Genomic DNA, 24,950 nt, shown 5'->3' with positions numbered 1-24,950 from the left:
AGCTGGTCCGGCTTAGACCAACCCTAAATCTTTGCCCAGTACTGCCGGCATGGCACTGTCCGCCTCATCACTAATCGCATCAATGGTTTTCTCTGCTTCTTCCAGTTCGCTGACTTCGGCAATATGAAATAAAGCTTCACCCTCGTTAATCAGTGGCAAGTTGTTACGGCCAATGATAATGCCACTGAAACTGGCCACCACGGCCACCTCAAAGTCGGAGTATGGCGAATAGATATGGGCCAGAGTATCGCCGGCATTCACTTTTTGGCCGAGGCCAAAATAATAGCGGGCAATCCCATCATGCTCGGCTCTGAGCCAGCTACTTTTTTTCGAAAACAGTGATTTGGTTTTATCTTGTTTGCGCACTGTTCTAAGCATGCCCAGACTATGCATCACATTCAGAATGCCACGGACGCCAATTTTGATCGAAGGTTCATCAAAACGCAGTGCTTCACCGGCTTCATATAAAATGATCGGCAGTCCAAGGTTATTGGCAGTACCCCGCATGGTGCCATCGCGGCTGGCGGCTTTGATGATGATAGGCGCGTTAAAACTTTCTGCCATTTTCAGCGATACTTTATCCCTTGAGGTGGCGCGGACTTGCGGCAGGTTGGAACGGTGGATAGCGCCGGTGTGCAAATCAATGACATGGGTGCATTTTTTTAAAATGCGATCGGTAAATTGCCAGGCCATCCGACTGCCAAGTGAGCCTTTTTCGCTGCCGGGAAAGCTACGGTTTAAATCCCGTCGGTCGGGCAAATACCTCGATTGCTGGACAAAACCGTAGGTATTGACGATGGGGACCACCACTAAAGTGCCGCGTAAACTGCCCACTTTCACCAGTTTCAGCAAACGCCGACAGATTTCCACGCCGTTAATTTCATCGCCATGCAAGGCCGCCGTGATCAGCAGCACCGGCCCCGGCTTTTTACCATGCAGCACATGGGCACCGATATTCAGTTCGGTGTGGGTATAGAGTTTGCCAAAGGGGATATCAACCACCATCCGCTCGCCCGGGGCGATAATGCTGTTACCAAAAGCAAAAGGCTGCACTGTCAGGGCTGTGTTGCTGCTCAGCGCAGGCTCAGACACTGTTGCTGCAGTGAGGCTTGGTTCTGCATTTTCATCGGTAGCTATCATCAGCAGGCTCCTGTTTTGCTCTGGTGGCGCTCTACTTGCTGTTCCAGATAACTGATAATCTGATCGGCCACATTCACTTCACTGGCAGCTTCAATGCCTTCCAGTCCGGGTGAACTGTTCACTTCCATCACGACCGGACCATCCTTGGCTCTGAGTATATCGACCCCAGCAACATTGAGACCCATACAACGTGCTGCTTTAATGGCCGTTTGCCGCTCAGCGGCCGATAATTTCACTTTACTGGCGGTGCCCCCCCGATGCAGATTGGAACGAAATTCGCCCGCTTTGGCCTGGCGTTTCATCGCGGCAATGACTTTGTTACCGACCACAAAACAACGGATATCAGCACCCTGAGCTTCGCGAATATATTCCTGCACCAGGATATTGGCATTCAGCCCCATAAAGGCTTCAATCACACTTTCTGCCGCGGTGCGGGTTTCAGCCAGCACCACGCCAATGCCCTGAGTGCCTTCCAGCAGCTTGATCACCAAAGGGGCTCCGCCGACCATATCTATCAGATCCGGAATATCACCGGGTTTGTCGGCAAAGCCGGTGATCGGCAGGCCGATGCCGTCCCGGGCTAATAACTGCAGTGAATTCAGTTTATCGCGGGCACGGCCAATTGCGGCAGCGTTATTCAGACAATACACGTTCATCATTTCAAACTGGCGCAGCACGGCACTGCCATAAAAGGTAATGGAGGCACCAATTCTTGGCAGCACCGCATCAAAGCCACTCAAGGCTTCGCCTTTGTAATGGATCGATAACGCATTGTGGTTGATGTTCATGTAACACAAAATCGGATCTATCACTTCAACCTGATGACCGCGGGCCTGTGCAGCTTCCACCAGACGTTTGGTTGAATACAATTCAGCATTACGGGATAACAAAGCAATTTTCATGCAGACTCCGGGGCAGCTGTGACCTGCACATCGCCTTTAACTTGACACAGTGTAGAGCGCTGACTGGAAAAAAACAGCACAGCGTTTTGTTTTACGTGGATTTTTTTGCAAAGATCAACCAGCTTCAGGGCAACAGCAATAATGTGCCCAGCCCCAAAAACACAAAAAAGCCCAGCACATCGGTAATGGTGGTCAGGATCACTGAACCGGAGAGCGCCGGATCTATTTTGCCTTTTTCCAGTAACACCGGAATGACCACACCTGAGGCTGCCGCCACCAGAATATTAATAATGATGGCAAGTCCGATCACCATGCCGATGATCCAATCATCAAACCACAGATAAGTGACAGCGGCGATGACTGCAGCCCACAGCAGGCCATTGAGTAAACCCACGCCAAGCTCTTTGCGCAATAAGGGCCAATAAGTTTGTGGCGTGATTTGACCCAGCGCCAGACCCCGGATAATCAGCGTCAGCGTCTGACTGCCGGCAATACCGCCCATACTGGTGACTATCGGCATCAATACAGCCAGCGCCACCACATGTTGCAGGGTGGCTTCAAACAGGCCTATGGTCCAGGCTGCCAGAAAAGCAGTGAGTAAGTTAATGCCAAGCCACAGCGCCCGTCTTTTTGCGCTATCCGCGACCGGCGCAAACAAGTCTTCCGTTTCATGCAAACCGGCGGTATGCATAAACTGGCCTTCTAAATCACGCCGCACGTTTTCCAGAGCTTCGCCGATGGATAACCGACCCAGCAATTTTCCTTCATCGTCAATCACCGCCAGCGCAGTATAACCGGAGCGGGCCACAATGTCAGAGCCTGTACCAAGCTCAAGCACCCCTTCGACCACCGGCGCTTCGGTATCGATAAAAGAGACTACAGGTAAGTGACTTGGCTCGCCGAGTAAATTGGTTGCCAGCAGCAAACCGACATAACGACCGGTGCGGTCGACCACCATCAGCGCATCATGATATTCGGCGTCTTCATTGAGCTTCTTAAATAACCGGATGGCATCCCGGACTTTGGCGTTATTACGGATAGTCAAAACATCATGGTCGGCATAACGACCACACTGTTCATCGGTATAAGCCAATGCGGTAGCCAGCCAGAGTTTTTCGCTGGCATCGAGCTTAGAACATGCTTCCTGATAAACTGCTGCCGGTAATTCATCCAGCAACTCAATCAGATCGTCCACATCCATCCGCGCCACCAGCGCGGACAGTTCGTTATCTTCAAGCTGCTTAAAAATATTTTGCCGCGCATCATCGCGCATGTAGGTCAGGGCATGGATTTGTTCATCCGGCAACAGGCTTTGCCAGGTGCTGATCCGTTGCTCCAGCGGCATGGCCTCCAGTGCAACGGCGATTTCTTCCGGCTCTAACTGGCTGAGTTTAACACCAAGCTGCTCAACTTCCTGTTCGTCGAAACTATCGCGAACAATATCTTTGATATCCAGCAGTTGATTTTCAGCCATGGCGATACTCTTGACGGATCCGGCAGCGCCAGACCATATGAAGAAAGGTTGCGGATAATACCGCAGCTGTTGTTTGGATTTATAGTCAATTCAACGACATTTTTCTGAATATTTCGCTGGACCAACCAGCAGCATTACCACCAACGTTTAATTTTAAAACCTAACAGCATGGCCAGCGCCAGCAGCAACATCACACCAAGGGTCCAATAGTAACCGGTTTCCAGATGTAATTCCGGCATATTATCAAAATTCATCCCATACATGCCGACGATAAAAGTGAGCGGAATAAACACCGTCGACACCATGGTGAGCAGCTTCATCCGTTCGTTGATCTGATGCGACGAGGTTGACATATACCCACTGACCAAATCGCCGAGCTGGTCATAATACATTTGCGTCATACTGTGCAGCCGTTCAAATTTTTCATAAAAATCGCGTAGTTCTGAGCTGTGGAACTGTGAAATAAACGGATGTTCCTGATCAGGTGTTAATAAATCAGCAAACATTTCTTTTTGATAAGCCAGATTGCGATCCAATTTTCGAAACACCGAGCGATAACGCATGATCTGCGCCATTTTATGGTCATCACCATTACTGAGCATTAAGTCTTCAAAATCACCCAGCTCATCTTCAAAGTTGATCAATTTTTCCAAATAACTGGCCGAGACGGCGTGGATATAATGTTTCACCCAGTCTTTAATCGGCATCACAGGTTGATGCACGTTAAATGTGGGTAAGGCATAGGCATAAGATTGTTCCGGTAACTGGCACTTATAAAGCAGAATTTGTTTGGAAAACAACAAACTTAATTGGGCGTGCCCCGGATAATCATAAAAATCTTTACCGGCAAAAGCCCGCATGATCAGCAAGGTAAACTCATCACTGGCTTCCAGTTTTGGCGGATGGCGCTCGCGTAAAAAATCCTCAGCAATCACCGGATGGATAGCAAGCTGTTTTAACAGTAACTGCTGTTCCAGCGGGCTGGCTGCAGATAGGTTGATCCAGGCTTTTTCGTCGCCATGCAACGGCAGTTTGAGCAAACTTAGCTCACCACTTTGCCAGCTGTCGGTTTGTGGGTTGTACAAATGCAACTGAATCATCAGGCAACTCCTTGATTAATCAGATAGAGGCTAGCTCAGGCTGGCAACAGCAGAGGGGGCAATCGCAGCAGCGCCCTTCAGATGCAGGCGCTGCCAGCGCAGTGACAGCGTTAAGCTTTGGCTTTTTTGCTGCTGATATAACTGTCGACCAGTTGTTCCAGGGTATCCAGTGGCACAGCCCCGTTTTTCAGCACAACATCATGGAATTCGCGGATATCAAACTGATCGCCGAGCGCCGCTTTGGCTTTGTCGCGCAGCTGGATAATTTTCAGCATGCCAATTTTATAAGCGGTGGCTTGGGATGGCATCACAATATAGCGCTCAATGGCATTGTCGACTTCAGACTGCGAATTCGGCGTATTACTGGCCAGATAGCTGATGGCTTCAGCTCTGGTCCATTTTTTCGCATGAATGCCGGTATCGACCACTAACCGACAAGCACGCCACAGTTCCATCGCCAAGCGGCCAAAATCTGAGTAGGGGTCCTGATATAAGCCAATTTCTTTTGGTAACAACTCGGTATACAAACCCCAGCCTTCGATATAAGCGGTATAACCACCAAACTTACGGAATTTAGGAATGTTTTCCAGCTCTTGCGCGATAGCGATTTGCATATGATGGCCTGGAATACCTTCATGGTAAGCCAAAGCTTCCAGTTCATATTTCGGCATGCCAGACATCTTGTACAAGTTAGCATAATAAATACCAGGTCTGCTGCCATCCATCGATGGCGCTTCGTAAAAAGCTTTGCCAGCTGAGGCTTCACGGAACGGTTCTACCGCCTTAACCACCATATCGGCTTTTGGCTTGACGATAAACAGCTGATCGAGTTTAGACTTCATATCGTCAATCACCCGGGTCGCTTCTGTCAGATAAGCGGCTTTGCCCTCGGCATTGTCCGGATAATAAAACTGGCTGTCTTCACGCATAAATTTAAAGAACGCCGGTAAATCACCTTTAAAGCCCACTTTGTCCATAATGGCGCGCATTTCCTGATGAATGCGACTGACTTCAGCCAGCCCCAAATCATGGATTTGGTCGGCGGTCATGGTGGTGGTGGTGGTGCGGGCCAGTGCATGATTATAAAATTCAGCACCACGGACAAAACGCCAGACGCCATCGTCGTCACCGGCTTTGGTTTCTAAGGTCGTCAGATAACTGATTAAATGCTGGTACGCCGGTTTTACACTGCTGACCAGCGCGATTTCGGCTTCTTTCACCAGCATTTGTTTGGCGGCAGCATCCAGGGTCAGTGCATCGACTTTACGGCGGAAATCTTCTAATAAAGTACTATCCGGCCCTTCGGTAAATGGGGCGCCCTGAATGATATTGTTGCTGGCACTGAGTACATGGGCAAAGACAAATTTTGGCGGAATAATACCAAGTTCGGCTCTTTTATCCAGTTGCGCTGTTAACTGGTTAAATAATGGCAACACACCATTGAGCCTGGCAATATAAGCCTTGGCGTCGGTTTCATCACTGATCTGATGCTGGTTAATCAGCAGCGACGGCACCATGGTATGAGTGCCATACATCTGGTTGACCGGATAGTTGTATAACCGCCATTGTTCGTCAGCCAGTTGCTGCTCAGCATCCTGTTTAAACAACTGATAACTCAACTGATTTTGTGCATCCAGTGCTTTAAAATCAAATTGTTCCAGTTGTTGCAGCTGAGTTTTCACCAGTTGCAGCGACTTTTGGTATTGTTCATCCGTCAGCTGATCCCACTTGTCTTGATCTGTTTTCAGGCCTAGTTGGGTCTGCATGGTCGGGCTCAGCGCCACCTGGTCGTTAAAAGCCTGTTCAAAAAATGCCATCAGCCGTTCGTTTTCAGTTTGATTGGCTTGGCTGGTTGTTGCCGGCTGGCTGGTGCTGGTTTGGTTGCTGTCGCTGGCCGGATTTTGCGCCGGCGAACAAGCGCCCAGCAAAAAAGCGGCCGTGACGGCCAGTGCGATGTGGGTCAGTTGCATAATGTCCTCTTGTTATGGTTGTTTGCTTGCAAAATGGCAGCTGCGAGCAGGCCGCCTATCGGCAGCGCCCGGCCAGTGCAGTGGTTAGTCCAGAAACAACTGCAGTAATTCATTTAAATAACGCACACCCTGAGCAGTAATTTGCCAATGGTCGGCTTGCACTGTAACTAACCCTAATTGGCGCGCTCTTTCAATCGCAGGACTGACTGTTGCGACAGAAAGCCCGGTATAAGCGGTAAAATCCGCTTGCGGGCAAGCTTCGAGTAAGCGGAACCTGTTCATAAAAAACTCAAAGGCTAAATCCTCGCTGGCAACAGCCTGGGTCGAATCCAGATAGCCTTTGCTCAAATCCATATAACCTTTCGGGTGCTTGATTTTTACCGTGCGCAGCACCTGTTGCCGAGCAGCTTGCGTGACTTTGCCATGCGCACCACAACCGATGCCCAGGTAATCGCCAAAGCGCCAGTAGTTCAGATTGTGCCGGCATTGATAGCCGCTTTTACTGTAAGCCGAGGTTTCATATTGCTGGTAACCAGCCGCTGTCAGCAGCAAATGACCTTGCTCCTGAATGTCCCACAAGGTTTCATCCTGTGGCAAGGTTGGTGGCCTGGAAGCAAAGGCGGTATTGGGTTCAATCGTTAACTGATACCAGGATAAATGCGGTGGCGCCAGCTCAATCGCTTGCTGTAAATCAGCCAAGGCATCTGCTAATTGTTGTTCTGGCAAACCGTGCATCAGATCCAGGTTAAAGCTTTGCAGGCTGCTGTGTTGACAAAGTTGCTGCGCCAGTCTGGCTGCATGGCAGGCTTCATCACGCTGATGAATGCGCCCCAGTTTTTGCAACTGTTGATTTTGAAAGCTTTGCACGCCAATCGAAAACCGATTGACACCTGCTTTGACATAACCGGCAAAACGGTCTGCTTCGACTGTGCCCGGATTGGCTTCCATGGTAATTTCAATATCGGCGGCAAAAGGAATAGCTGCCTGCACACCTGCCAGGATTTGTGCGATGGCTTCGGCCGAAAAGACGCTTGGCGTGCCTCCGCCGATAAAAATACTACTCAGCGGCCGGCCTTGCACATAGGGTAGATCCTGCGCCAGATCGGCCAACAGATGGGCGACATACTCAGACTCAGGGATGCCTTGTTTCACGGCATGGGAGTTAAAATCGCAATATGGGCATTTCTGAATACACCAGGGAATATGGATATAGAGCGATAGCGGTGGTAGTTGTAACGCACTCATCCGGCATTCCTGGCTTGCCACTGGTTTTGTAACAGCTGCAGTGCCTGACCGCGGTGGCTCAGTTGTTGTTTCTGGCTTTTGGTCAGTTGCGCTGAGGTACAACCGAGCTCAGGTAGCCAGAAGATTGGATCATAACCAAAACCATTGCTGCCGACCGGGCTATGGGTGAGAGTGCCATGCCAGATACCGTGGCTAATCAGTGGCGTTGGATCTGTGGCATGGCGCAGATACACCAGTACACAGTGGAATTGTGCCTGGCGCTGCCCATCCGGCACCGCCGCCATTTTTTCCAGTAACAGTGCGATATTGGTCTGATCGTTGGCACCGACCCCGGCAAAACGGGCAGAATAAATGCCAGGCGCACCGCCGAGTGCATCGACCGCCAGACCGGAATCATCCGCGATGGCTGGCAAACCAGTGAGCTCTGCGGCATGACGGGCTTTAATCAGTGCGTTTTCAATAAAGGTCAGACCGGTTTCATCAGCATCCGGCACGGCAAAGGCCGTTTGCGGAATAACGTCACATTGCCACGGTGCCAGCATGGCGGCGAGTTCAGTGACTTTGCCGGCATTGCCGGTCGCGAGCACAATTTTTTGCATACAACATCTCTTCTGGCTGGGATGGATAGTAAACACCAGCTTGGTTTAAAGCGTTTCCTGATAAAAAGTATGATCAAATTTCAGTTGTTGCTGTTCAGTGCCCTGACTGATGTCAATGCTGAAACTGACTTTTTCTTCCCCGCGAAATGGCAGTTGCGCCAGATAATAAATAGCTTTGCCTTCACGGACTTCCTGAAAATTCAGCTCTTTGATCTGACCCAGCAAATTTTTCGCCTGACCGCTGATCCGCACTTGCTGTGCTTGCTGATCAGTGCTGGCAAGGACAGAAATATTGATCAGGCCATTTTGAATACTGCGGGTAATTTGATACTGTGCGGCAATTTGCGGTTCAATCAAGGTCGAAGGCATGGCGATATAATGCACATCCCAAGGGCCGAGTTTTTGTTTTTGCTCGGCAGATGCCAGTGGACTCAGTACTGCCAGTAACAGCGCAGAGCCGAGCAGGGTACGAATTTTCATCAGTCAGTCTCCGGTAAAATTCCTAATGACAAAACTGCAGCGGGCAGCACAAAAGGCGCGATGATCTGCACCTGTTTATGCCGGCTGAGTTCACCTTTGGTCAGCAACACCTGGCTTTTACTGACCGCAAACATTTTTGCCAATAATTTTTGAATATGGGCATTGGCTTTACCATCCACCGGCGGAGCCGTAATGGCCAGTTTAATTTCAGCGCCATGCAAACCGATGAACTGATCACGGCTGGCTTTGGGCTGGACATACAACTGTAAAATCAAATCCTGCCCCTGATAGCGGATGGCGCTTTCAGTGCTTGCTGCCAGGTTTGACATCACAGCAAACCGCTGAGTAAACCTTTGAGTAAAATTTGCAAAAATTGCATGCCAACCAACAGCACCAAGACGGATAAATCCAGCCCGCCAATCGGTGGAATGATTTTACGGATTGGACTGAGCAGTGGCTCAGTTAACTGGCTTAACAAATGCTCCATCGGATTTCTGCCCTGGCTGAACCAGCTCAGAATGGCGCGAATAATCACCACCCAAAACACTAAATTAAAGGCTTCCGCCACCAGCAAGGCCAGCGCACCGACAAGGGTGAGCTGCACAGAAACACTGCCGGCCAGTAACTGTAAAGTCAGTAACTTGGCAGTGGCAACCAACAGCGCCAGCACTAAGGATGCAGTATCCAGCGCCCCCATGCTGGGGATGAAACGACGCAGCGGGATCAGCAGCGGGTTGGTGGCTTTGACCACAAACTGACTGAGCGGATTATAAAAATCAGCCCGTGCCGATTGCAGCCATAACCGCAATAACGCTACCATCAAATACAGATTAAACAAAGTATCAATCAGAAACACAAAAGCATCAGTCATGGTTCTATTCCAATCATCGGTTATCAACAAACTCTCAAACAAAGCTTATAAAGTTCTGGCCAGTTCTTCTGCGCGGTGAATGGCAGCCAGCATGGCGTTTTTCACGCTTTGCTCCAGTCCATCGCGACGAAAACTTTCAATAGCTTCATGGGTGGTACCGCCTTTACTAGTGACTTGCTGGCGTAATTCGGCAAAAGCCAGGCCTGACTCGTCCGCCAGGGCGGCGGCACCACGCGCGGTTTGCAGCACCATGGCCTGCGCTTGCTCCGGCGCAAAGCCAAGCTGCTCTGCCATTTGCTGCATCGCCTGCATAAAATAGAAAAAATAAGCCGGTGCACTGCCGCTGACGGCAATAATGTCATTAATTTTAGCTTCATCATCCAGCCAGACGGTCAGGCCACAAGGGCTGAACAGTTGGTCGACAAAAGATTTTTCATAATTTGAACAACGGCTTGGGTATAAACCTGTCACCCCAAGCCCAACCTGGGCTGGGGTATTTGGCATCGCACGAACTATCCGGATATCGCCAAGCCAGCTTTCATATTTACTGACCGGTAAACCAGCTGCCACTGTCACAAATAGCTTTTCCTGAATTTCTGGCGCCTGGGCGATTAAATCCTGGCAAACCTCGGCCATCAGTTGTGGTTTGACCGCCAGCACAATCACATCAGCCCGTTGTACCGCCTGCACATTGTCTGTGGTGGTTTGGATAGCAAATTCAGTTGCCAGTGCATCCAGTTTCGCCTGACCCGGATTTGCAGCGATGATATTGGCTGCCGGATAACCTTGTTTGACCATGGCAGCAATCACAGCTCTTGCCATATTGCCAGCGCCGATAAAAGCGACAGTATTTTCATTCATGTAGTTGAGTTTCCCGCGCGCCGAAAATGGCTGTGCCTAATCTTATCATAGTTGCACCGAAAGTCAGGGCTTGTTGCCAGTCGTCTGACATGCCCATCGACAGTTCTGTGGCTGCCGGATGTTGTTGTTGTAATTGGCGGGATAACAGCTGCATGGCAGCAAAGGCCGCACTGTTGTCCTGACCTATGGCCGGTGCCGGAATGGCCATCAGCCCTTTGAGCACGACATTGGGTAGCGCTGCAATTTGCGCTGCCAGGGGCAGCACTTCTGCTGGCATCACCCCAGCCTTGCTGGCTTCGGCGCTGATATTAACCTGGATCAGTAACTTTAAAGGCGCAAGCTCTGCCGGGCGTTGGGCTGATAATCGCTCAGCTATTTTAAAACGCTCGATGCTATGCACCCAACTGGCAAAACGGGCGATATCCCGGGTTTTATTTGACTGGATGGGGCCGATAAAATGCCATTGCAGGTCACCAAGTGCCGCCAGCTCAGTGGCTTTACTCACCAGTTCTTGCAGGTAATTTTCACCAAAATCACGCTGGCCGGCCTGATAGGCGGCGAGTACAGCACTGGCTGCTTTGGTTTTACTGACGGCAATCAGCCGTGGTTTTTGCCCATCCCATTGCGGATGATGGCTAAATTCTGCCAGTTGACGGTAGGCTGAATTCAGTCGTTCTGCTATGTTGTTATCCATAAAAGCCTGACTTCTTGTTAATTTAAAAAACTATTTGGCAAACAGGAGTATATGTTGTCATGGATATCACCGAATTATTAGCTTTCAGCGTACAGCATAAAGCTTCGGATCTGCATTTATCTGCAGGTGTGCCGCCATTGATCCGGGTCGATGGCGATGTCCGGCGACTGAATATTCCGCCGCTCACCCACAAAGATGTCCATGCGCTGGTGTACGACATTATGACGGATAAGCAGCGCAAAGAATACGAAGAAAAACTGGAGGCGGATTTTTCCTTTGAAGTGCCGGGTCTGGCACGGTTTCGGGTCAATGCTTTTGTGCAAAACCGGGGCGCAGCGGCGGTATTCCGCACCATTCCAAGTGAAGTGTTAAGTCTGGATGATTTGGCTGCACCTGAGGTATTTCGTACTATTGCCGAAAACCCGCGCGGTCTGGTGTTGGTGACCGGTCCGACCGGTTCCGGCAAATCGACCACTTTGGCGGCGATGGTCGATTACATCAATATGACCCGGCATGATCATATCCTGACCATTGAAGATCCGATTGAATTTGTCCATCACAACAAACTGTCCTTGGTGAACCAGCGGGAAGTGCACCGCGATACCTTAAGTTTTTCTAACGCGCTGCGCTCTGCACTGCGGGAAGATCCGGATGTGATACTGGTCGGGGAGCTGCGTGATCTGGAAACCATCCGGCTGGCGATGACCGCTGCTGAAACCGGTCATCTGGTGTTTGGTACCTTGCATACCACCTCGGCACCAAAAACCATCGACCGGATTATTGACGTTTTTCCGGGTGAAGAAAAAGCCATGGTGCGGTCGATGTTGTCCGAATCATTAAGAGCAGTGATTTCACAAACCTTGCTGAAAAAAGTCGGCGGTGGCCGCATTGCCGCGCATGAAGTGATGGTTGGCTTACCGGCGATCCGGAATTTGATCCGGGAAGATAAAATTGCCCAGATGTATTCAGTGATCCAAACCGGCGCAGCCCATGGCATGCAGACTATGGATCAGTGTCTGCTGAACCTGGTGAATCGGGGTTTGATTACCAAACAAGATGCGTTGGCCAAGGCGCAGGATAAAAATGCCTTTGGGATGATGGGACGGATGTAGGAGCCGATGGTGCAGTTAATTACGTTACTGGAAAAAATGGTCGTGGCCAAAGCGTCCGATCTGTTTGTGACGGCCGGTTTGCCGGTGTCGGCCAAAATTAATGGTGAATTATTACCACTGGAGCAAGCAGCGCTCAGTGCCGAACAGGCGCTGGCACTGGTGTTGGCTGCCATGACTGACAAGCAGCAGGCCGAATTTTTACGCAGTAAAGAATGCAATTTTGCCATTGCCAATGATGCCGGACGTTTTCGGGTGTCGGCATTTTTTCAGCGTGATCAAGCCGGTATGGTGATAAGGCGCATCGTGACCACTATTCCGGAAGCGGATGATCTGGGGCTGCCGCCAATTTTAAAAGAAGTCATTATGTCCAAGCGCGGGTTGGTACTGTTTGTCGGCGGTACCGGCACTGGTAAATCGACTTCATTGGCGGCGCTGATTGGCTTTCGCAACAAGAATTCACGGGGTCATATTCTGACCATCGAAGATCCAATTGAATTCGTGCATCAACATCAAAAAAGTCTGATCACACAGCGTGAAGTCGGCATCGATACCGAGTCGTTTGAGGCTGCGCTAAAAAGCTCGTTGCGCCAGGCGCCGGATGTGATCCTTATTGGTGAAATCCGCAGCCAGGATACCATGGAGTATGCGCTGTCATTTGCCGAAACCGGCCATTTATGTATCGCCACTTTGCATGCCAACAACGCCAATCAGGCGATCGACCGCATCATGCACCTAGTTCCAAAGGAAAAACACGGCAAGCTATTGTTTGACCTGGCGCTGAATTTACGCGCTATTGTGGCGCAGCAACTGATCCCAACCGCCGATGGCAGCAAACGTTTGGCGGCGATTGAAGTATTGCTGAATTCGCCATTAGTAGCAGATTTGATTAAACGCGGCGAAATTGACGAAATTAAGTCGGTGATGAGTAAATCCAGAGAGCTTGGCATGCAAACCTTTGATCAGGCGCTGTATGATTTATATCAGCGTAATCAAATCAGTTATGCCGACGCGCTGCATCATGCCGATTCACCGAATGATTTACGCCTGATGATTAAGCTGCGCAATAATGAAACCGCTGGGGCCGGTTTTCTGGCCAATGTCACTGTGGATGGACTGGAGAAGCCGGAGCGCTAGGGGATTGCCAATTGCGGTCATTGGCAGCACCTTTTTTGTCGGCGGGACAGCCGACTTTTGCTTTGTTCCGTGACACAACGGATGGTATTTTGGCTTCTAGCTTGCTGCTAGTTGGCTTTGTGTTCAGCTTGCAGCCGGCTGCTTTTAAAAGCGTTTCGCCTGCGGCGAGTTACTTATTTTGCTTCGCCAAAATAAGTAACCAACAAAAGGCGACCCCTGATCGCTCGAAAGCCCGCAATAAAATCAATAGTTTGAGGCAACGCCGCAACTCGCGGGCTGCTAGCGTCAGCCCGCTCAAACACTCGGCGTTTTAAAACCTCAAACCATCAATTTTATTACGGCTCGCTTGACGGGGACCAAAAGCAGAAAGAGTTAACCCCTATGTAATAGATTGATTTTAAATGAATTTAATTTCTGGTGTCCTTGCTTTTGGCTATAGTGTTTGTAGATTGGCAGCTCAAAAAATGGCTCTCTGATATTTCAAATGTTGGACTGCAGCTACAGCATTGCTGTCAAACACCTTTTAAAATCCATATGTTAATGGATGCAGTTTTTTTGTAATGTTCATCCCCGTATAGCGAGCCGCGATAAAACAATGGTTTGAGGTTTTAAGCTGGCGGGTGTTTGAGCAGTTCGACGCTAGCGAACTGCGAGTTACGCCAGCGCCTCAAACTATTGATTTTATTGCGGGCTTTCGAGCGATCCCGGGGTCGCCTTTTCTTTGGTTTCTTTCTTTTGGCGAAGCAAAAGAAAGAAACTCGCCAAAGGCGAAAGCTTTTCAAAACCAGCAAGCTGCAAGCTAAAAAAATCTAGCCCTTAGCGGTAGGCTACAAACCAAAACACCATCCGTTGTCACGGATTCCAAAAAGCAAAAGTCTACTGCTCCGCCGAGCAAAAGGTCCATGCCATGGACCCTTATTGGCCATCACCACGTGCTGGCTTCAGGCAAAGCGAGTTGGCCGCGGTGGCTATCAGCTCGGCAGGCAAATGCTCAACTTTGCTAAAGCGCTCAAGCCATCGCCCATCCACCAGCACTTGTTCAGAGAACATCTGCAGTGGCCGTACCCAAAGTTTTTGTTCACCATACAAGGGTTGGTATAACACATATGGTTGATTTTCCTCGCTGTGTTGTACCAGTCCAAGTACTTGATAATATTGGCCTTTGTAATGTCGATACCAGCCTGGTGTAATCATGAGCCGTAACTCTGTTCAAAAAAACTTTCTAAGATAAGCTTGGCTGACCAGCAATCCACCGCATCTTTACTGAGTTTTTTAAAGCCACCCTGGGCAAATAAATCCGCTCTGGCATCGACGGTGGTCAGCCGCTCATCGTGGGTCACGACTTTGACGCCAAAGCGACCATGCAGCCGATTAACAAATTTATGCACCCGCGCGGTAAAAGGCTGCTCAGTGCCGTCCATATTTAATGGCAAACCGACCACCAATAAACCAGGTTGCCATTCTGCCAGTAGCTTTTCAATCTGGCTCCAGTCTGGAATGCCATCAACAGCTTTCAGTGCTTTGAGGGTACTGGCACTGCCGGTCAATGGCTGACCCACAGCAACACCAATACTTTTCAGGCCATAATCAAAAGCCAGTACGTTGGGTTTTTCACTCATTTATGCATGTCCTGCTACCGGGCTTAATTGCCACGTTTGGATCCCCAGTTTCTGGGTGGCCCCTTGCCATTTATCGGCATGGCTTAAATCAAAAATAATGCCGTTATCGGCCGGGATCACCAGCCAGGAGTTATCGGCGATTTCCTGTTCCAACTGACCGGCAGACCAGCCGGCATAACCCAAAGCCAGAATAAATTTTTCCGGCGAATTGTCGCCGGTCAATTGCTGCAGAATATCTTTACTGGTGGTAACCATCAGCTCATCCGTCAGTTGCAGACTGCTGGCAAAGCCAGCTTTGGGGGTGTGTAACACAAAACCGCGATCCGGTTGTACCGGCCCGCCGGCACAAACCTGAGCCTGTGCTGCCGGGCTGCTCCTGTTGTGCTCAATGTCCAGTTGCGCCAATAACTCAGAAACATTCAGTGGCATCGGATGATTGATCACAATACCCATAGCGCCATCCTGATTATGTTCGCAAATATAAGCCACACTGCGGCCGAATAACGGATCTTCCAGCGAAGGCATGGCAATCAGTAAATGATTTTGCAAACTTTGCATTTGGCGTTCACTCATTGGCAGTTCCTCTGATGGTTAAAGTTTGCTTCAGCGTTGTTAAGTCCGAGCTTTGAGCAGCAATTCGATTTGGTCAAACAACAAACCTGTGATGCTGATTGGAAAGGCGGCTTCGATTTCGCGGATACAGGTTGGACTGGTGACATTAATTTCAGTCAGCTTGTCGCCGATTATATCCAGGCCAACAAAGATCAGTCCCTTGGCTTTTAACGTCGGGCCTACCGCTCTGGCGATGGCCCAATCGCTGTCCGATAAGGGCCGGGCTTCGCCACGACCACCAGCCGCCAGATTACCACGGGTTTCACCACTGGCCGGAATACGTGCCAGGCAATAGGGCACCGGCTCGCCGTTAATCACCAGCACCCGTTTATCGCCGTCTTGAATGGCCGGAATAAAACGTTGTGCCATTGCATAACGTTGGCCATGTTCGGTCAGGGTTTCAATGATCACGCTGACATTGGCATCTTGTGGTTTTAACCGGAAAATAGAGGCGCCGCCCATGCCATCCAGCGGTTTTAAAATCACATCCTGCTCAGCCTGATAAAACGCTTTCAGTCTGGCGGCATCCCGACTTACCAGCGTCTTTGGCGTATGTTGGCTGAACCAACTGGTGTAGAGTTTTTCGTTGGCATCGCGCAGACTCTGCGGTTTATTCACGATCAAGGTGCCTTCATCTTCGGCCCGTTCCAGCATATAAGTGGCGTAAATATATTCAGTATCAAAAGGTGGATCTTTACGCATTAGAATTACATCCAGCTCACTGAGCGCAATATCCTGCTGACCGTTGAACTGATACCAGGCGGTTGGATCCGGTTCGACACTTAGTAAGCGGGTTCTGGCACGGGCTTGACCTTCCAGCAGATATAAGTCAGCCATTTCCATATAATGCAGCTGATAACCACGGCTTTGTGCCTGGAGTAACATGGCAAAACTGGAGTCTTTTTTAATATTGATAGAACCAATAGGGTCCATCACAATACCTAATTTAATCACGGCACTTTCCTTTCTAAACTGTTGAATTGACAAAGCATCAGTCTCTTAAGCTAAATCGCCCATCTGCAGTTGCAGTGCACTGATGGCCGTCAGGGCGGCAGTTTCAGTACGCAACACTCTGGGGCCCAATTGCACGGCGGTAAAACCTGCACTGGTGGTCAGGCTGACTTCTCGGTCACTAAAACCACCTTCCGGACCTATCACCAGCCGTATCGCTGGCACCGGCGTTAAGGTCTTAATGGTGTCTTTGGCCCAGGGATCCAAGGTCAGTTTTAATTCGCTGGTGGGTTGGGCCAGCCATTTATCCAAATTCAGCGCCGGATGCACCTTGGGCACCACACTGCGGCCACTTTGTTCACAGGCGGCAATGGCAATTTTCTGCCATTGTTCCGTGCGCTTTTCTAAACGTTCGGCATCCAGTTTAACGCCACAACGTTCGGTAAATAATGGTGTGATTTCAGTGACACCCAGCTCGACTGCTTTTTGAATGGCGAAGTCCATCCGATCGCCACGTGAAATGCCCTGGCCCAAATGGATCCGAAGCGGCGATTCCACGGCATTGGGCTGAGCACTCTGGATTTTCACCCGCAGTTGTTTTTTACTACTCTCAACAATCTCGGCCGGGTAATTCTGGCCATCGCCATTAAATAACACCAGTTCAGCGCCGGTTTGCATGCGCAGCACCCGTCCGACATGGTTAGCGGCATCTTCTGCCAGCACCAGTTCCAGGCCGGCTGCCACTGTGCCTGGCTGATAAATTCGCGGTATCCGCATATAAGACTCCGGAAAAATAAAGCACTATGGTAGCAGGCAGTGACAATGAAAGGTATAACATAAGGCGGCACAACAGGTTTATTAGCCGGGAGAAATATGACAAATGTTCTGGAAGTCAGGGCGCTGACCAAAAAATATGCCGATCTGGTGGCGGTCAACACTATCAGTTTTCAGGTGGCGGCAGGGCGTTGCTTTGGTATTCTGGGTCCGAATGGCGCCGGCAAAACCACCACCATTGAAATGCTCGAAGGCTTATTGCAACCCGATAGTGGTGAGATCCGCTATCACGGCCGTCCAGCGCGGCGGGAGGATTTTCAGCAATTAGGTGTGCAGTTTCAGCAAACCGCCTTACAGGATTATTTGACCGTGCTGGAAACGCTGAAATTATTTGCCGCTTTTTATCAAAAGCCGGCCGATCTGACCGAATTGATCCAACTTTGTGATTTAACCGACTTCTTACAGCAGGATCATCGTAAGTTATCCGGCGGTCAACGCCAGCGCTTGTTACTGGCGTTGGCGCTGGTGAATCAGCCGCAAATTATCTTTTTAGATGAACCGACCACCGGGCTTGATCCCCATGCGCGGCGCAATTTCTGGCAACTGATTAAACAGATTAAAGCGCAGGGCCGCACAGTGATCCTGACCACCCATTATATGGATGAAGCCGAGCAGTTGTGTGATGAAATTCTGATTATGGACAAAGGCAGTATTATCGCCCATGACACCCCGGAGCGCCTGCTGGCGGCCCATTTTAACGGTGCTTTGTTAAGGTTGCCGGATCAGGGCAAGGATCCTGCGTTAGCCCGCTCATCCTCCTGGCACCGAGCTGGGGGCTATTTACAGATTAACAGCGTGGAGATTGAACAAACTATCACCGCTTTGCTGGCACAAGGTTTTTCGCTGGAAGGTTTGTATATCAAATCGGCGAATCTGGATGATTTATTTTTAAAATTAACCGGCCATAGTCTGTCAGCATGAGGGTAATTTAATGAATATAAGACGTTTTTTGGCCGTTTTAACAGCCCGCAATCTGGAGTTCTGGCGGGATAAATCGTCATTGTCCTGGAATATTATTTTCCCGGTGTTACTGGTGGCTGGTTTTGCTGTGATGTTTGGCAATAACAATAAAGCTGAATTTAAGATTGGCGTGGTGCAGGCGCAGGCGCAGATTGACAGCAACAGTCAGCCATTTTTGCAGACCCGCTATCTGGAGTTTGTGCCATACACCAGTGCTGAACTGGCACTGCGCAAATTGCAGCACCACCAGCTTGATCTGCTGGTGGATTTTAACCTGCAAAGTTATTGGCTCAATGCAGAGTCGGCGAAGGGTTACCTGGCGGAAAAATTGCTGTTGCAAGCGGCGCCGACGCTGCAGAAAAATATCGTGCAGGGCCGGCAGATCCGCTACGTTGACTGGGCGCTGCCGGGCATTCTTGGTATGAATATGATGTTTTCCTGCCTGTTTGGTGTTGGTTATGTACTGGTGAGGTATCGGAAAAACTCGGTGCTGAAGCGGCTGCAGGCAACGCCTCTGACTGCTTTGGAATTTATCAGTGCGCAGGTCATTTCCAGATTATTGATTGTACTGGTGATCGCCACACTAATTTATACCGGCTGTGATCTATTGTTTGATTTTGTCATGCTCGGTAGTTATGTCGATTTAATGCTGGTCACTGTGTTAGGGGCGATGGCGATGATCTCGTTAGGGCTTGTTATCGCCAGTCGCTCACGCTCGGAAGAACTGACCGGTGGACTGCTGAATATGGCAAGCTGGCCAATGATGATTTTATCCGGCGTCTGGTTTAGCTTAGAAGGGGCACCACCGGCATTACTGTGGTTTGCTGATCTCCTGCCGCTGACGCATTTAGTGGCGGCGGCGCGTGCAATTATGACGGATGGCGCTTCGCTTGCGGAACTTTCTTATCCACTGTTGATGTTAGCTGGCATGACACTGTTGTTTCTGACGCTGGCGGCCTGGTTATTCCGCTGGCAGGGCGATGGACGTTAGCTTTGATGATTTCGGCTATAAAGCAGGCGCCATTGGCGCCTGCTGTTGGTGATAACTCAACTTAAACCGCAACCATTAAGGCTGGGCCGGAAACACATAACTGGATCCAATGCCAAGGTCAAAACCCAGCGCCCAGTAACCGAGCAGGAAGCTGGTCCATAACACCAGCAAGGTCACCGAAAACGGCAACATCAGTGCGATTAAAGTACCGATGCCGGTCGATTTGACATATTTCTGGCAGAACACCACGATCAATGGGAAATAAGGCATCAGCGGCGTGATGATATTGGTGGATGAATCACCGACCCGATAAGCCGCCTGCGTCAGATCAGGTGATACGCCCAGCTCCATCAGCATCGGTACCATCACAGCCCCAATCAGCGCCCATTTAGCCGACGCTGAGCCAACCAGTAAATTCACCGTAGCGGTTAAAAACACAATCCCCACCAGCGTCACGCCCATCGGCAATGCCATTTCTTTCAGGGCACCTGCGCCTTTAATTGCAAATAAGGCACCCAGATTGGACTGGCCAAAGGCATAAATAAACTGGGCGCAGAAAAACGCCATCACAATGTAATAACCCATACCACTCATGGCTTTACTCATGCCTTGCACCACATCACGGTGGTTTTTGACCGAGCCTGAAGCCACGCCATAAACCACGCCAGGAATAAGGAACAGCAGCAGGATCAATCCGACAATCGACTGCATCAGGCTGGCTGAGCTATGGGTTAAACTGCCGTCCGTGCCACGCCAGGCCGAAGTTTCCGGATAAGCAGAAACGACCAGCGCGACCACGCTGATTAAAATCGACAGCATGGCAAATCGCAGACCACGGCGTTCATGCGGTTGCAATGGATCCATGGTGGGTAAAGTGGCTGGATCGGCATCGACCGCAGTTTGTTTTAATCTTGGTTCAATGACTTTATCGGTCAGGAACCAGCCGACCAGAATAATTAAAATGGCGGAAAATGAAGTGAAGTAGTAGTTATTCAGTGGATTGACCACTAGTTCAGCTGCTGCCGGATGGGCGGATAAACGGGCTGATGCTTGGGTTAAACCTGCCAGCATCGGATCCAGGCTGCTTGGGATAAACAAAGAGGCGGAAAAACCACCAGACACACCGGCAAAAGCCGCTGCGATCCCCGCTAGCGGATGGCGGCCAGCAGCGTAAAAAATCACCGCACCGAGCGGGATCACCAGTACATAACCGGCATCGACCGCGACATGGCTTAAAATACCGACCGCAATTAACACCGGCGTTAACAGTAGCTTTGGCGTCACCGCCAGAATTGAGCGCAAACCAGCATTAATAAAACCGGTGTATTCGGCCACGCCCAGACCCAGCATCGCCACCAGCACCACACCTAAAGGCGGGAAGTTGACAAAGGTGCTGACAATTTTTGACATAAACAAGGTGAATTGATCACCTGCCAGTAAGTTAGTGATTTGGATCGGTTGTCCGGTACGCGGGTCTATTTCGCTAAAGCTAGTGCCAGACAGCGCCCAGGAAATAATCCAGACTGCCACCATAAACAGACCAAATAAAATGGCTGGATCGGGCAGTTTATTACCAACGCGTTCAATAGCATTCAGGCAGCGGTTTAACCAGCTTTGCGCCTGCGGCGGCGTGTGAGCTTGGGTAGGTGCAGACATATTTTTTCCTTTTTAGTGTTGCTGCAATCAATCGGCATCAGGCAATGCCGCAGACAGTTATAAAAACTTCTTTGGCGGATAGCAACAGAAATCGGCAATTGTAAATAAATTGTTTTTTGTTTTTACTGTTAAAAAAATGGAGAGCTAAGCTCTCCATGTTTCATCAGAAAAGAATTATAAACCGGCGTCAGCGCGCAGCGCCTCGGCTTTGTTGGTTTGCTCCCAAGGGAACTCGTTGCGGCCAAAGTGACCGTAAGCTGCGGTCGCACGGTAAATTGGACGCTCCAGGTCCAGCATCTGGATCAGACCATAAGGACGCAGATCAAAGTGACGACGGATCAGCGCAATCAATTGATCTTCAGCCAGCTTGCTGGTGCCAAAAGTTTCAACGCTAATCGAGGTTGGCTCAGCCACACCAATCGCATAAGACACCTGGATCTCACAGCGTTCCGCCAGACCGGCAGCCACGATGTTTTTCGCCACATAACGGGCGGCGTAAGCCGCTGAACGGTCAACTTTGGATGGGTCTTTACCCGAGAAAGCTCCACCGCCATGGCGGGCCATGCCACCGTAACTGTCGACGATGATTTTGCGGCCAGTCAGACCACAGTCACCCATAGGGCCGCCGATGACAAAACGGCCGGTTGGGTTGATAAAATACTTGGTGCTTTGATTCAGCCATTCTGCCGGTAACACTGGCTTGATGATATGTTCCATCACAGCTTCACGTAAATCAGCGGTAGAGATGGTGTCGCAATGCTGAGTAGACAGCACCACAGCATCAATACCCACTGGTTTGCCATTTTCATAAATAAAAGACAGCTGAGATTTCGCGTCTGGCCGTAACCAAGGTAAGGTACCATCTTTGCGTACTTTCGCTTGCTGTTGCACTAAACGGTGCGAGAAAGTGATAGGCGCAGGCATCAGTACATCAGTTTCATTGCTGGCATAACCAAACATCAGACCCTGATCGCCAGCACCTTGTTCGTGCGGGTCTTTTTTATCGACACCTTGGTTAATATCCGGCGATTGTTTACCAATGGCGCTTAATACGGCACAGGAATTGGCATCAAAGCCCATATCAGAATGGACATAACCGATGTCACGAATAGTGCTGCGTGTCAATTCTTCAATATCGACCCAGGCCGACGTGGTGATTTCACCACCCACCAGCACCATACCGGTCTTGACGAAGGTTTCGCAGGCGACACGGGCTTTTGGATCTTGCTCCAGAATGGCATCCAGCACTGCATCAGAAATTTGGTCAGCGATTTTATCCGGATGTCCTTCAGAAACAGATTCAGAGGTAAAAATGTGTTGTGCCATGTAACGAGTTCCACAAGTTGGTTGTTAATGCGCCAGGCGCTGGAAATTTGGGCCGTGTATTCTAGTAAAAGCGCTAGTCCTTTGCCAGTTTTTTCTGCCGCCCGGACGTCTTTCATGCCGTCACTATACGCTGTATCGGCGCTTTGGATCAAAACTTAGCTGAAACAGGCCCGTTTGCAGATTAAAATTTGCCATATAGCCATGGCTCTGGGAAAATACCGCCGAACTAATGCGACCATGTAAAAAAAATTAAATGTATCAAAACGGCCAGCAGAGCTCGGGTACATTATTCATCATTATGTCTGGCTTTCATCCGGAATTCAGAACAGACAAAAATAGCAGGAGTGACAATGCCATCTCGTAAACAACTCGCTAACGCCATCCGTGCCCTGAGCATGGATGCAGTACAAAAAGCCAAATCGGGTCACCCGGGTGCACCTATGGGCATGGCGGACATCGCCGAAGTACTGTGGCGGGATTATCTGCATCACAATCCCCAGGATCCGAGCTGGCCGAACCGTGACCGATTTATTCTCTCCAATGGTCATGGCTCTATGTTGCTGTATTCACTGTTGCATTTATCTGGCTATGACTTATCGATTGAAGATTTAAAGCAATTTCGTCAACTGCACTCTAAAACGCCCGGCCACCCGGAATATGGGTATGCCCCTGGTGTCGAAACCACCACAGGCCCATTAGGGCAGGGCGTCACCAATGCAGTGGGGATGGCGATTGCTGAAAAAGTATTAGCAGCGCAGTTTAACCGCCCTGGCCATGCCGTGGTTGATCACTATACCTATACCTTTTTAGGCGATGGTTGTTTGATGGAAGGGGTTTCGCACGAGGCCTGTTCATTAGCCGGCACGCTGGGGTTGGGTAAACTGATTGCATTCTGGGATGATAACGGTATTTCGATTGACGGTCATGTCGAAGGCTGGTTTACCGACAATACCCCGGCCCGGTTTGAAGCCTATGGCTGGCATGTGGTGCGTGATGTCGATGGTCATGATGCCGAAGCTGTTCGCGCAGCCATTGATGAAGCCCGTGCTCACAGTGACAAACCAACCTTAATCTGCTGCAAAACCATTATTGGTTATGGCTCCCCGAACAAATCTGGTAGTCATGATTGCCACGGCGCACCTTTAGGCGATGCTGAAATTGCTGCCAGTCGCGAGTTTTTGCAGTGGGAGCATGCGCCTTTTGACATTCCAACTGACATTTATGCCGCTTGGGATGGCAAAACCAAAGGTCAGCAGTTACAACAAAGCTGGCAGCAACAATTTGCCGCTTACGCTGCTGCTTACCCTGAGCTGGCCGCTGAGTTATCTCGTCGTCTGGCCGGTGAGTTACCTGCCGACTGGCGTCAGCAGTCAGATGCTTATATTGCTCAGTTGCAAGCCACACCAGCGGCTATTGCCAGTCGTAAAGCTTCACAAAATGCGTTAAATGCTTTTGGTCCATTGTTACCGGAAATGCTCGGTGGTTCGGCCGATTTGGCTGGCTCTAACCTGACCATCTGGTCTGGCAGCAAAGGTGTGAGTGCAGAAGATGCCAGTGGCAACTACCTGTATTACGGCGTACGTGAATTTGGTATGTCGGCCATTATGAATGGCATAGCCCTACATGGTGGTTTCGTGCCTTATGGCGCGACTTTCCTGATGTTTATGGAATATGCCCGCAACGCAGTGCGGATGGCCGCATTGATGAAACAGCGGGTGATTTTTGTCTACACCCACGATTCGATTGGTCTGGGTGAAGACGGTCCTACCCACCAACCGGTGGAGCAGTTGGCTTCATTGCGGGTGACGCCAAATCTGATGAACTGGCGGCCTTGTGATCAAGTGGAATCGGCGGTGGCCTGGCAAGCAGCCATTGAACACACCGAAGGGCCGACGACGCTGATTTTCACCCGGCAAAATTTAGTTCAGCAAGCACGGACAGCTGAACAAGTGGCGAACATCCGTAAAGGCGGTTATGTGCTGGTCGATTGTGCTGGCACGCCTGAGCTGATTTTCATTGCCACAGGTTCCGAAGTCGAACTGGCGGTGCAGGCTGCTGCCCAACTGACGGCCAAAGGCCGGCAGGTTCGGGTGGTGTCTATGCCTTCAACTGATGTGTTTGAAGCGCAGGATGCCGCTTATCGTGAAGCAGTATTACCTGCAGCTGTCGCCAAGCGCGTCGCAGTGGAAGCTGGTATTGTCGATAGTTGGTATAAATATGTCGGTTTAAACGGTAAAATTATTGGCATGACCAGTTTTGGCGAATCAGCACCTGCAGAGCAGTTGTTTGAATACTTTGGCATTACCACCGCCAAAGTACTCGCGGCAGCGGAATCCTTGTTAGGTTAAAATAGCAAATTTGAAGGGGCATGTTGCCCCTTCAGTCTATTTAATCTGAGTTCAGGTTATTTATAGTTCTG

At 50.1% G+C, this 24,950-nt stretch carries 24 protein-coding genes; 5 read left to right on the top strand and 19 right to left on the bottom strand.

The genetic code is table 11. From position 1 onward, the window contains the following. Positions 1-12 precede the first annotated feature (12 nt). The 12 genes from AC53GJ_RS13870 to AC53GJ_RS13815 all read right to left on the bottom strand — a co-directional run bounded on the left by AC53GJ_RS13870 (position 13) and on the right by AC53GJ_RS13815 (position 11,336). On the bottom strand, positions 13-1,140 hold the full coding sequence (locus AC53GJ_RS13870) for a succinylglutamate desuccinylase/aspartoacylase family protein (protein WP_496728461.1): 1,128 nt from the start codon (positions 1,138-1,140) through the stop codon (positions 13-15). After that, positions 1,140-2,042 (bottom strand): 30S ribosomal protein S6--L-glutamate ligase, encoded by a 903-nt coding sequence (gene rimK, locus AC53GJ_RS13865; protein WP_496728459.1) that lies wholly within the window; start codon positions 2,040-2,042, stop codon positions 1,140-1,142. The genes AC53GJ_RS13870 and rimK overlap by 1 nt, the downstream gene beginning before the upstream one ends. Positions 2,043-2,166: 124 nt before the next feature. Further along, positions 2,167-3,516 carry a magnesium transporter gene (gene mgtE / locus AC53GJ_RS13860; RefSeq protein WP_496728457.1) on the bottom strand — a complete coding sequence of 450 codons (1,350 nt, stop codon included), beginning with the start codon at positions 3,514-3,516 and terminating at the stop codon, positions 2,167-2,169. Between the two features lie 134 nt (positions 3,517-3,650). Further along, entirely contained in the window at positions 3,651-4,616 is a 966-nt protein-coding gene (locus AC53GJ_RS13855) for a magnesium transporter CorA family protein (protein ID WP_496728455.1), read from the bottom strand. Between the two features lie 110 nt (positions 4,617-4,726). Continuing rightward, complete coding sequence (locus AC53GJ_RS13850) at positions 4,727-6,586, bottom strand: DUF885 domain-containing protein (RefSeq protein ID WP_496728453.1); 1,860 nt, start codon at positions 6,584-6,586, stop codon at positions 4,727-4,729. 84 nt (positions 6,587-6,670) lie between these two features. Further along, complete coding sequence (gene hemW / locus AC53GJ_RS13845) at positions 6,671-7,831, bottom strand: radical SAM family heme chaperone HemW (RefSeq protein WP_496728451.1); 1,161 nt, start codon at positions 7,829-7,831, stop codon at positions 6,671-6,673. After that, entirely contained in the window at positions 7,828-8,430 is a 603-nt protein-coding gene (rdgB, locus tag AC53GJ_RS13840; protein ID WP_496728449.1) for an RdgB/HAM1 family non-canonical purine NTP pyrophosphatase, read from the bottom strand. Before rdgB ends, hemW begins: the two co-directional genes overlap by 4 nt. Before the next feature lie 45 nt (positions 8,431-8,475). Then, a complete protein-coding gene (locus AC53GJ_RS13835) occupies positions 8,476-8,910 on the bottom strand; it encodes a DUF4426 domain-containing protein (RefSeq protein ID WP_496728448.1) in 435 nt (144 codons plus the stop codon). Then, positions 8,910-9,239 carry a DUF167 family protein gene (locus AC53GJ_RS13830; protein WP_496728446.1) on the bottom strand — a complete coding sequence of 110 codons (330 nt, stop codon included), beginning with the start codon at positions 9,237-9,239 and terminating at the stop codon, positions 8,910-8,912. Before AC53GJ_RS13830 ends, AC53GJ_RS13835 begins: the two co-directional genes overlap by 1 nt. Further along, the gene (locus AC53GJ_RS13825; protein ID WP_496728444.1) at positions 9,239-9,781 is read right to left on the bottom strand and encodes a YggT family protein; all 543 of its coding nucleotides are present in this window, start codon (positions 9,779-9,781) and stop codon (positions 9,239-9,241) included. Before AC53GJ_RS13825 ends, AC53GJ_RS13830 begins: the two co-directional genes overlap by 1 nt. Positions 9,782-9,826: 45 nt before the next feature. Next, on the bottom strand, positions 9,827-10,642 hold the full coding sequence (gene proC / locus AC53GJ_RS13820) for a pyrroline-5-carboxylate reductase (RefSeq protein WP_496728442.1): 816 nt from the start codon (positions 10,640-10,642) through the stop codon (positions 9,827-9,829). Then, the gene (locus tag AC53GJ_RS13815; RefSeq protein WP_496728440.1) at positions 10,635-11,336 is read right to left on the bottom strand and encodes a YggS family pyridoxal phosphate-dependent enzyme; all 702 of its coding nucleotides are present in this window, start codon (positions 11,334-11,336) and stop codon (positions 10,635-10,637) included. Before AC53GJ_RS13815 ends, proC begins: the two co-directional genes overlap by 8 nt. Positions 11,337-11,395: 59 nt before the next feature. On the opposite strand from AC53GJ_RS13815, the gene AC53GJ_RS13810 reads away from it, so the two are divergent. Continuing rightward, positions 11,396-12,448, top strand: a complete 1,053-nt coding sequence (locus AC53GJ_RS13810) for a type IV pilus twitching motility protein PilT (protein WP_496728438.1) — start codon at positions 11,396-11,398, stop codon at positions 12,446-12,448. A 6-nt stretch (positions 12,449-12,454) separates the two neighbouring features. After that, positions 12,455-13,582, top strand: a complete 1,128-nt coding sequence (locus tag AC53GJ_RS13805; RefSeq protein WP_496728436.1) for a PilT/PilU family type 4a pilus ATPase — start codon at positions 12,455-12,457, stop codon at positions 13,580-13,582. A gap of 915 nt (positions 13,583-14,497) precedes the next feature. On the opposite strand, the gene AC53GJ_RS13800 is transcribed toward AC53GJ_RS13805, so the two are convergent. From AC53GJ_RS13800 to rsmE, 5 genes are read right to left on the bottom strand one after another with little or no spacing between them, the layout of a single operon-like run. Continuing rightward, on the bottom strand, positions 14,498-14,776 hold the full coding sequence (locus AC53GJ_RS13800) for a DUF1653 domain-containing protein (protein ID WP_496728434.1): 279 nt from the start codon (positions 14,774-14,776) through the stop codon (positions 14,498-14,500). Next, the gene (gene ruvX / locus AC53GJ_RS13795; RefSeq protein WP_496728432.1) at positions 14,773-15,201 is read right to left on the bottom strand and encodes a Holliday junction resolvase RuvX; all 429 of its coding nucleotides are present in this window, start codon (positions 15,199-15,201) and stop codon (positions 14,773-14,775) included. Before ruvX ends, AC53GJ_RS13800 begins: the two co-directional genes overlap by 4 nt. Further along, positions 15,202-15,759, bottom strand: a complete 558-nt coding sequence (locus AC53GJ_RS13790; protein ID WP_496732799.1) for a YqgE/AlgH family protein — start codon at positions 15,757-15,759, stop codon at positions 15,202-15,204. 54 nt (positions 15,760-15,813) lie between these two features. Beyond that, the gene (gshB, locus tag AC53GJ_RS13785; RefSeq protein WP_496728430.1) at positions 15,814-16,767 is read right to left on the bottom strand and encodes a glutathione synthase; all 954 of its coding nucleotides are present in this window, start codon (positions 16,765-16,767) and stop codon (positions 15,814-15,816) included. Between the two features lie 45 nt (positions 16,768-16,812). After that, positions 16,813-17,541: a 16S rRNA (uracil(1498)-N(3))-methyltransferase gene (gene rsmE / locus AC53GJ_RS13780; protein WP_496728428.1), complete on the bottom strand. Its 729-nt coding sequence runs from the start codon at positions 17,539-17,541 to the stop codon at positions 16,813-16,815. 96 nt (positions 17,542-17,637) lie between these two features. Between rsmE and AC53GJ_RS13775 the strand changes: the two genes are divergently transcribed. Together AC53GJ_RS13775 and AC53GJ_RS13770 are read left to right on the top strand one after the other, a co-directional pair. Then, positions 17,638-18,519 carry an ABC transporter ATP-binding protein gene (locus AC53GJ_RS13775; protein ID WP_496728426.1) on the top strand — a complete coding sequence of 294 codons (882 nt, stop codon included), beginning with the start codon at positions 17,638-17,640 and terminating at the stop codon, positions 18,517-18,519. A gap of 10 nt (positions 18,520-18,529) precedes the next feature. Continuing rightward, positions 18,530-19,549, top strand: a complete 1,020-nt coding sequence (locus AC53GJ_RS13770) for an ABC transporter permease (RefSeq protein ID WP_496728424.1) — start codon at positions 18,530-18,532, stop codon at positions 19,547-19,549. Positions 19,550-19,624: 75 nt separating this feature from the next. On the opposite strand, the gene AC53GJ_RS13765 is transcribed toward AC53GJ_RS13770, so the two are convergent. Next, a complete protein-coding gene (locus tag AC53GJ_RS13765) occupies positions 19,625-21,205 on the bottom strand; it encodes an AbgT family transporter (RefSeq protein ID WP_496728422.1) in 1,581 nt (526 codons plus the stop codon). 174 nt (positions 21,206-21,379) lie between these two features. Continuing rightward, a complete protein-coding gene (gene metK, locus AC53GJ_RS13760; RefSeq protein ID WP_496728421.1) occupies positions 21,380-22,531 on the bottom strand; it encodes a methionine adenosyltransferase in 1,152 nt (383 codons plus the stop codon). Positions 22,532-22,881: 350 nt separating this feature from the next. Here metK and tkt point away from each other — a divergent pair, with 350 nt between their 5' ends. Then, complete coding sequence (gene tkt, locus AC53GJ_RS13755; protein WP_496728420.1) at positions 22,882-24,879, top strand: transketolase; 1,998 nt, start codon at positions 22,882-22,884, stop codon at positions 24,877-24,879. Positions 24,880-24,950: the final 71 nt, after the last annotated feature.

This window comes from Rheinheimera sp. B2H12, assembly GCF_059620065.1.
Note: the sequence above shows the minus strand (reverse complement) of the source record. Positions and strands in the feature narration are given on the sequence as shown.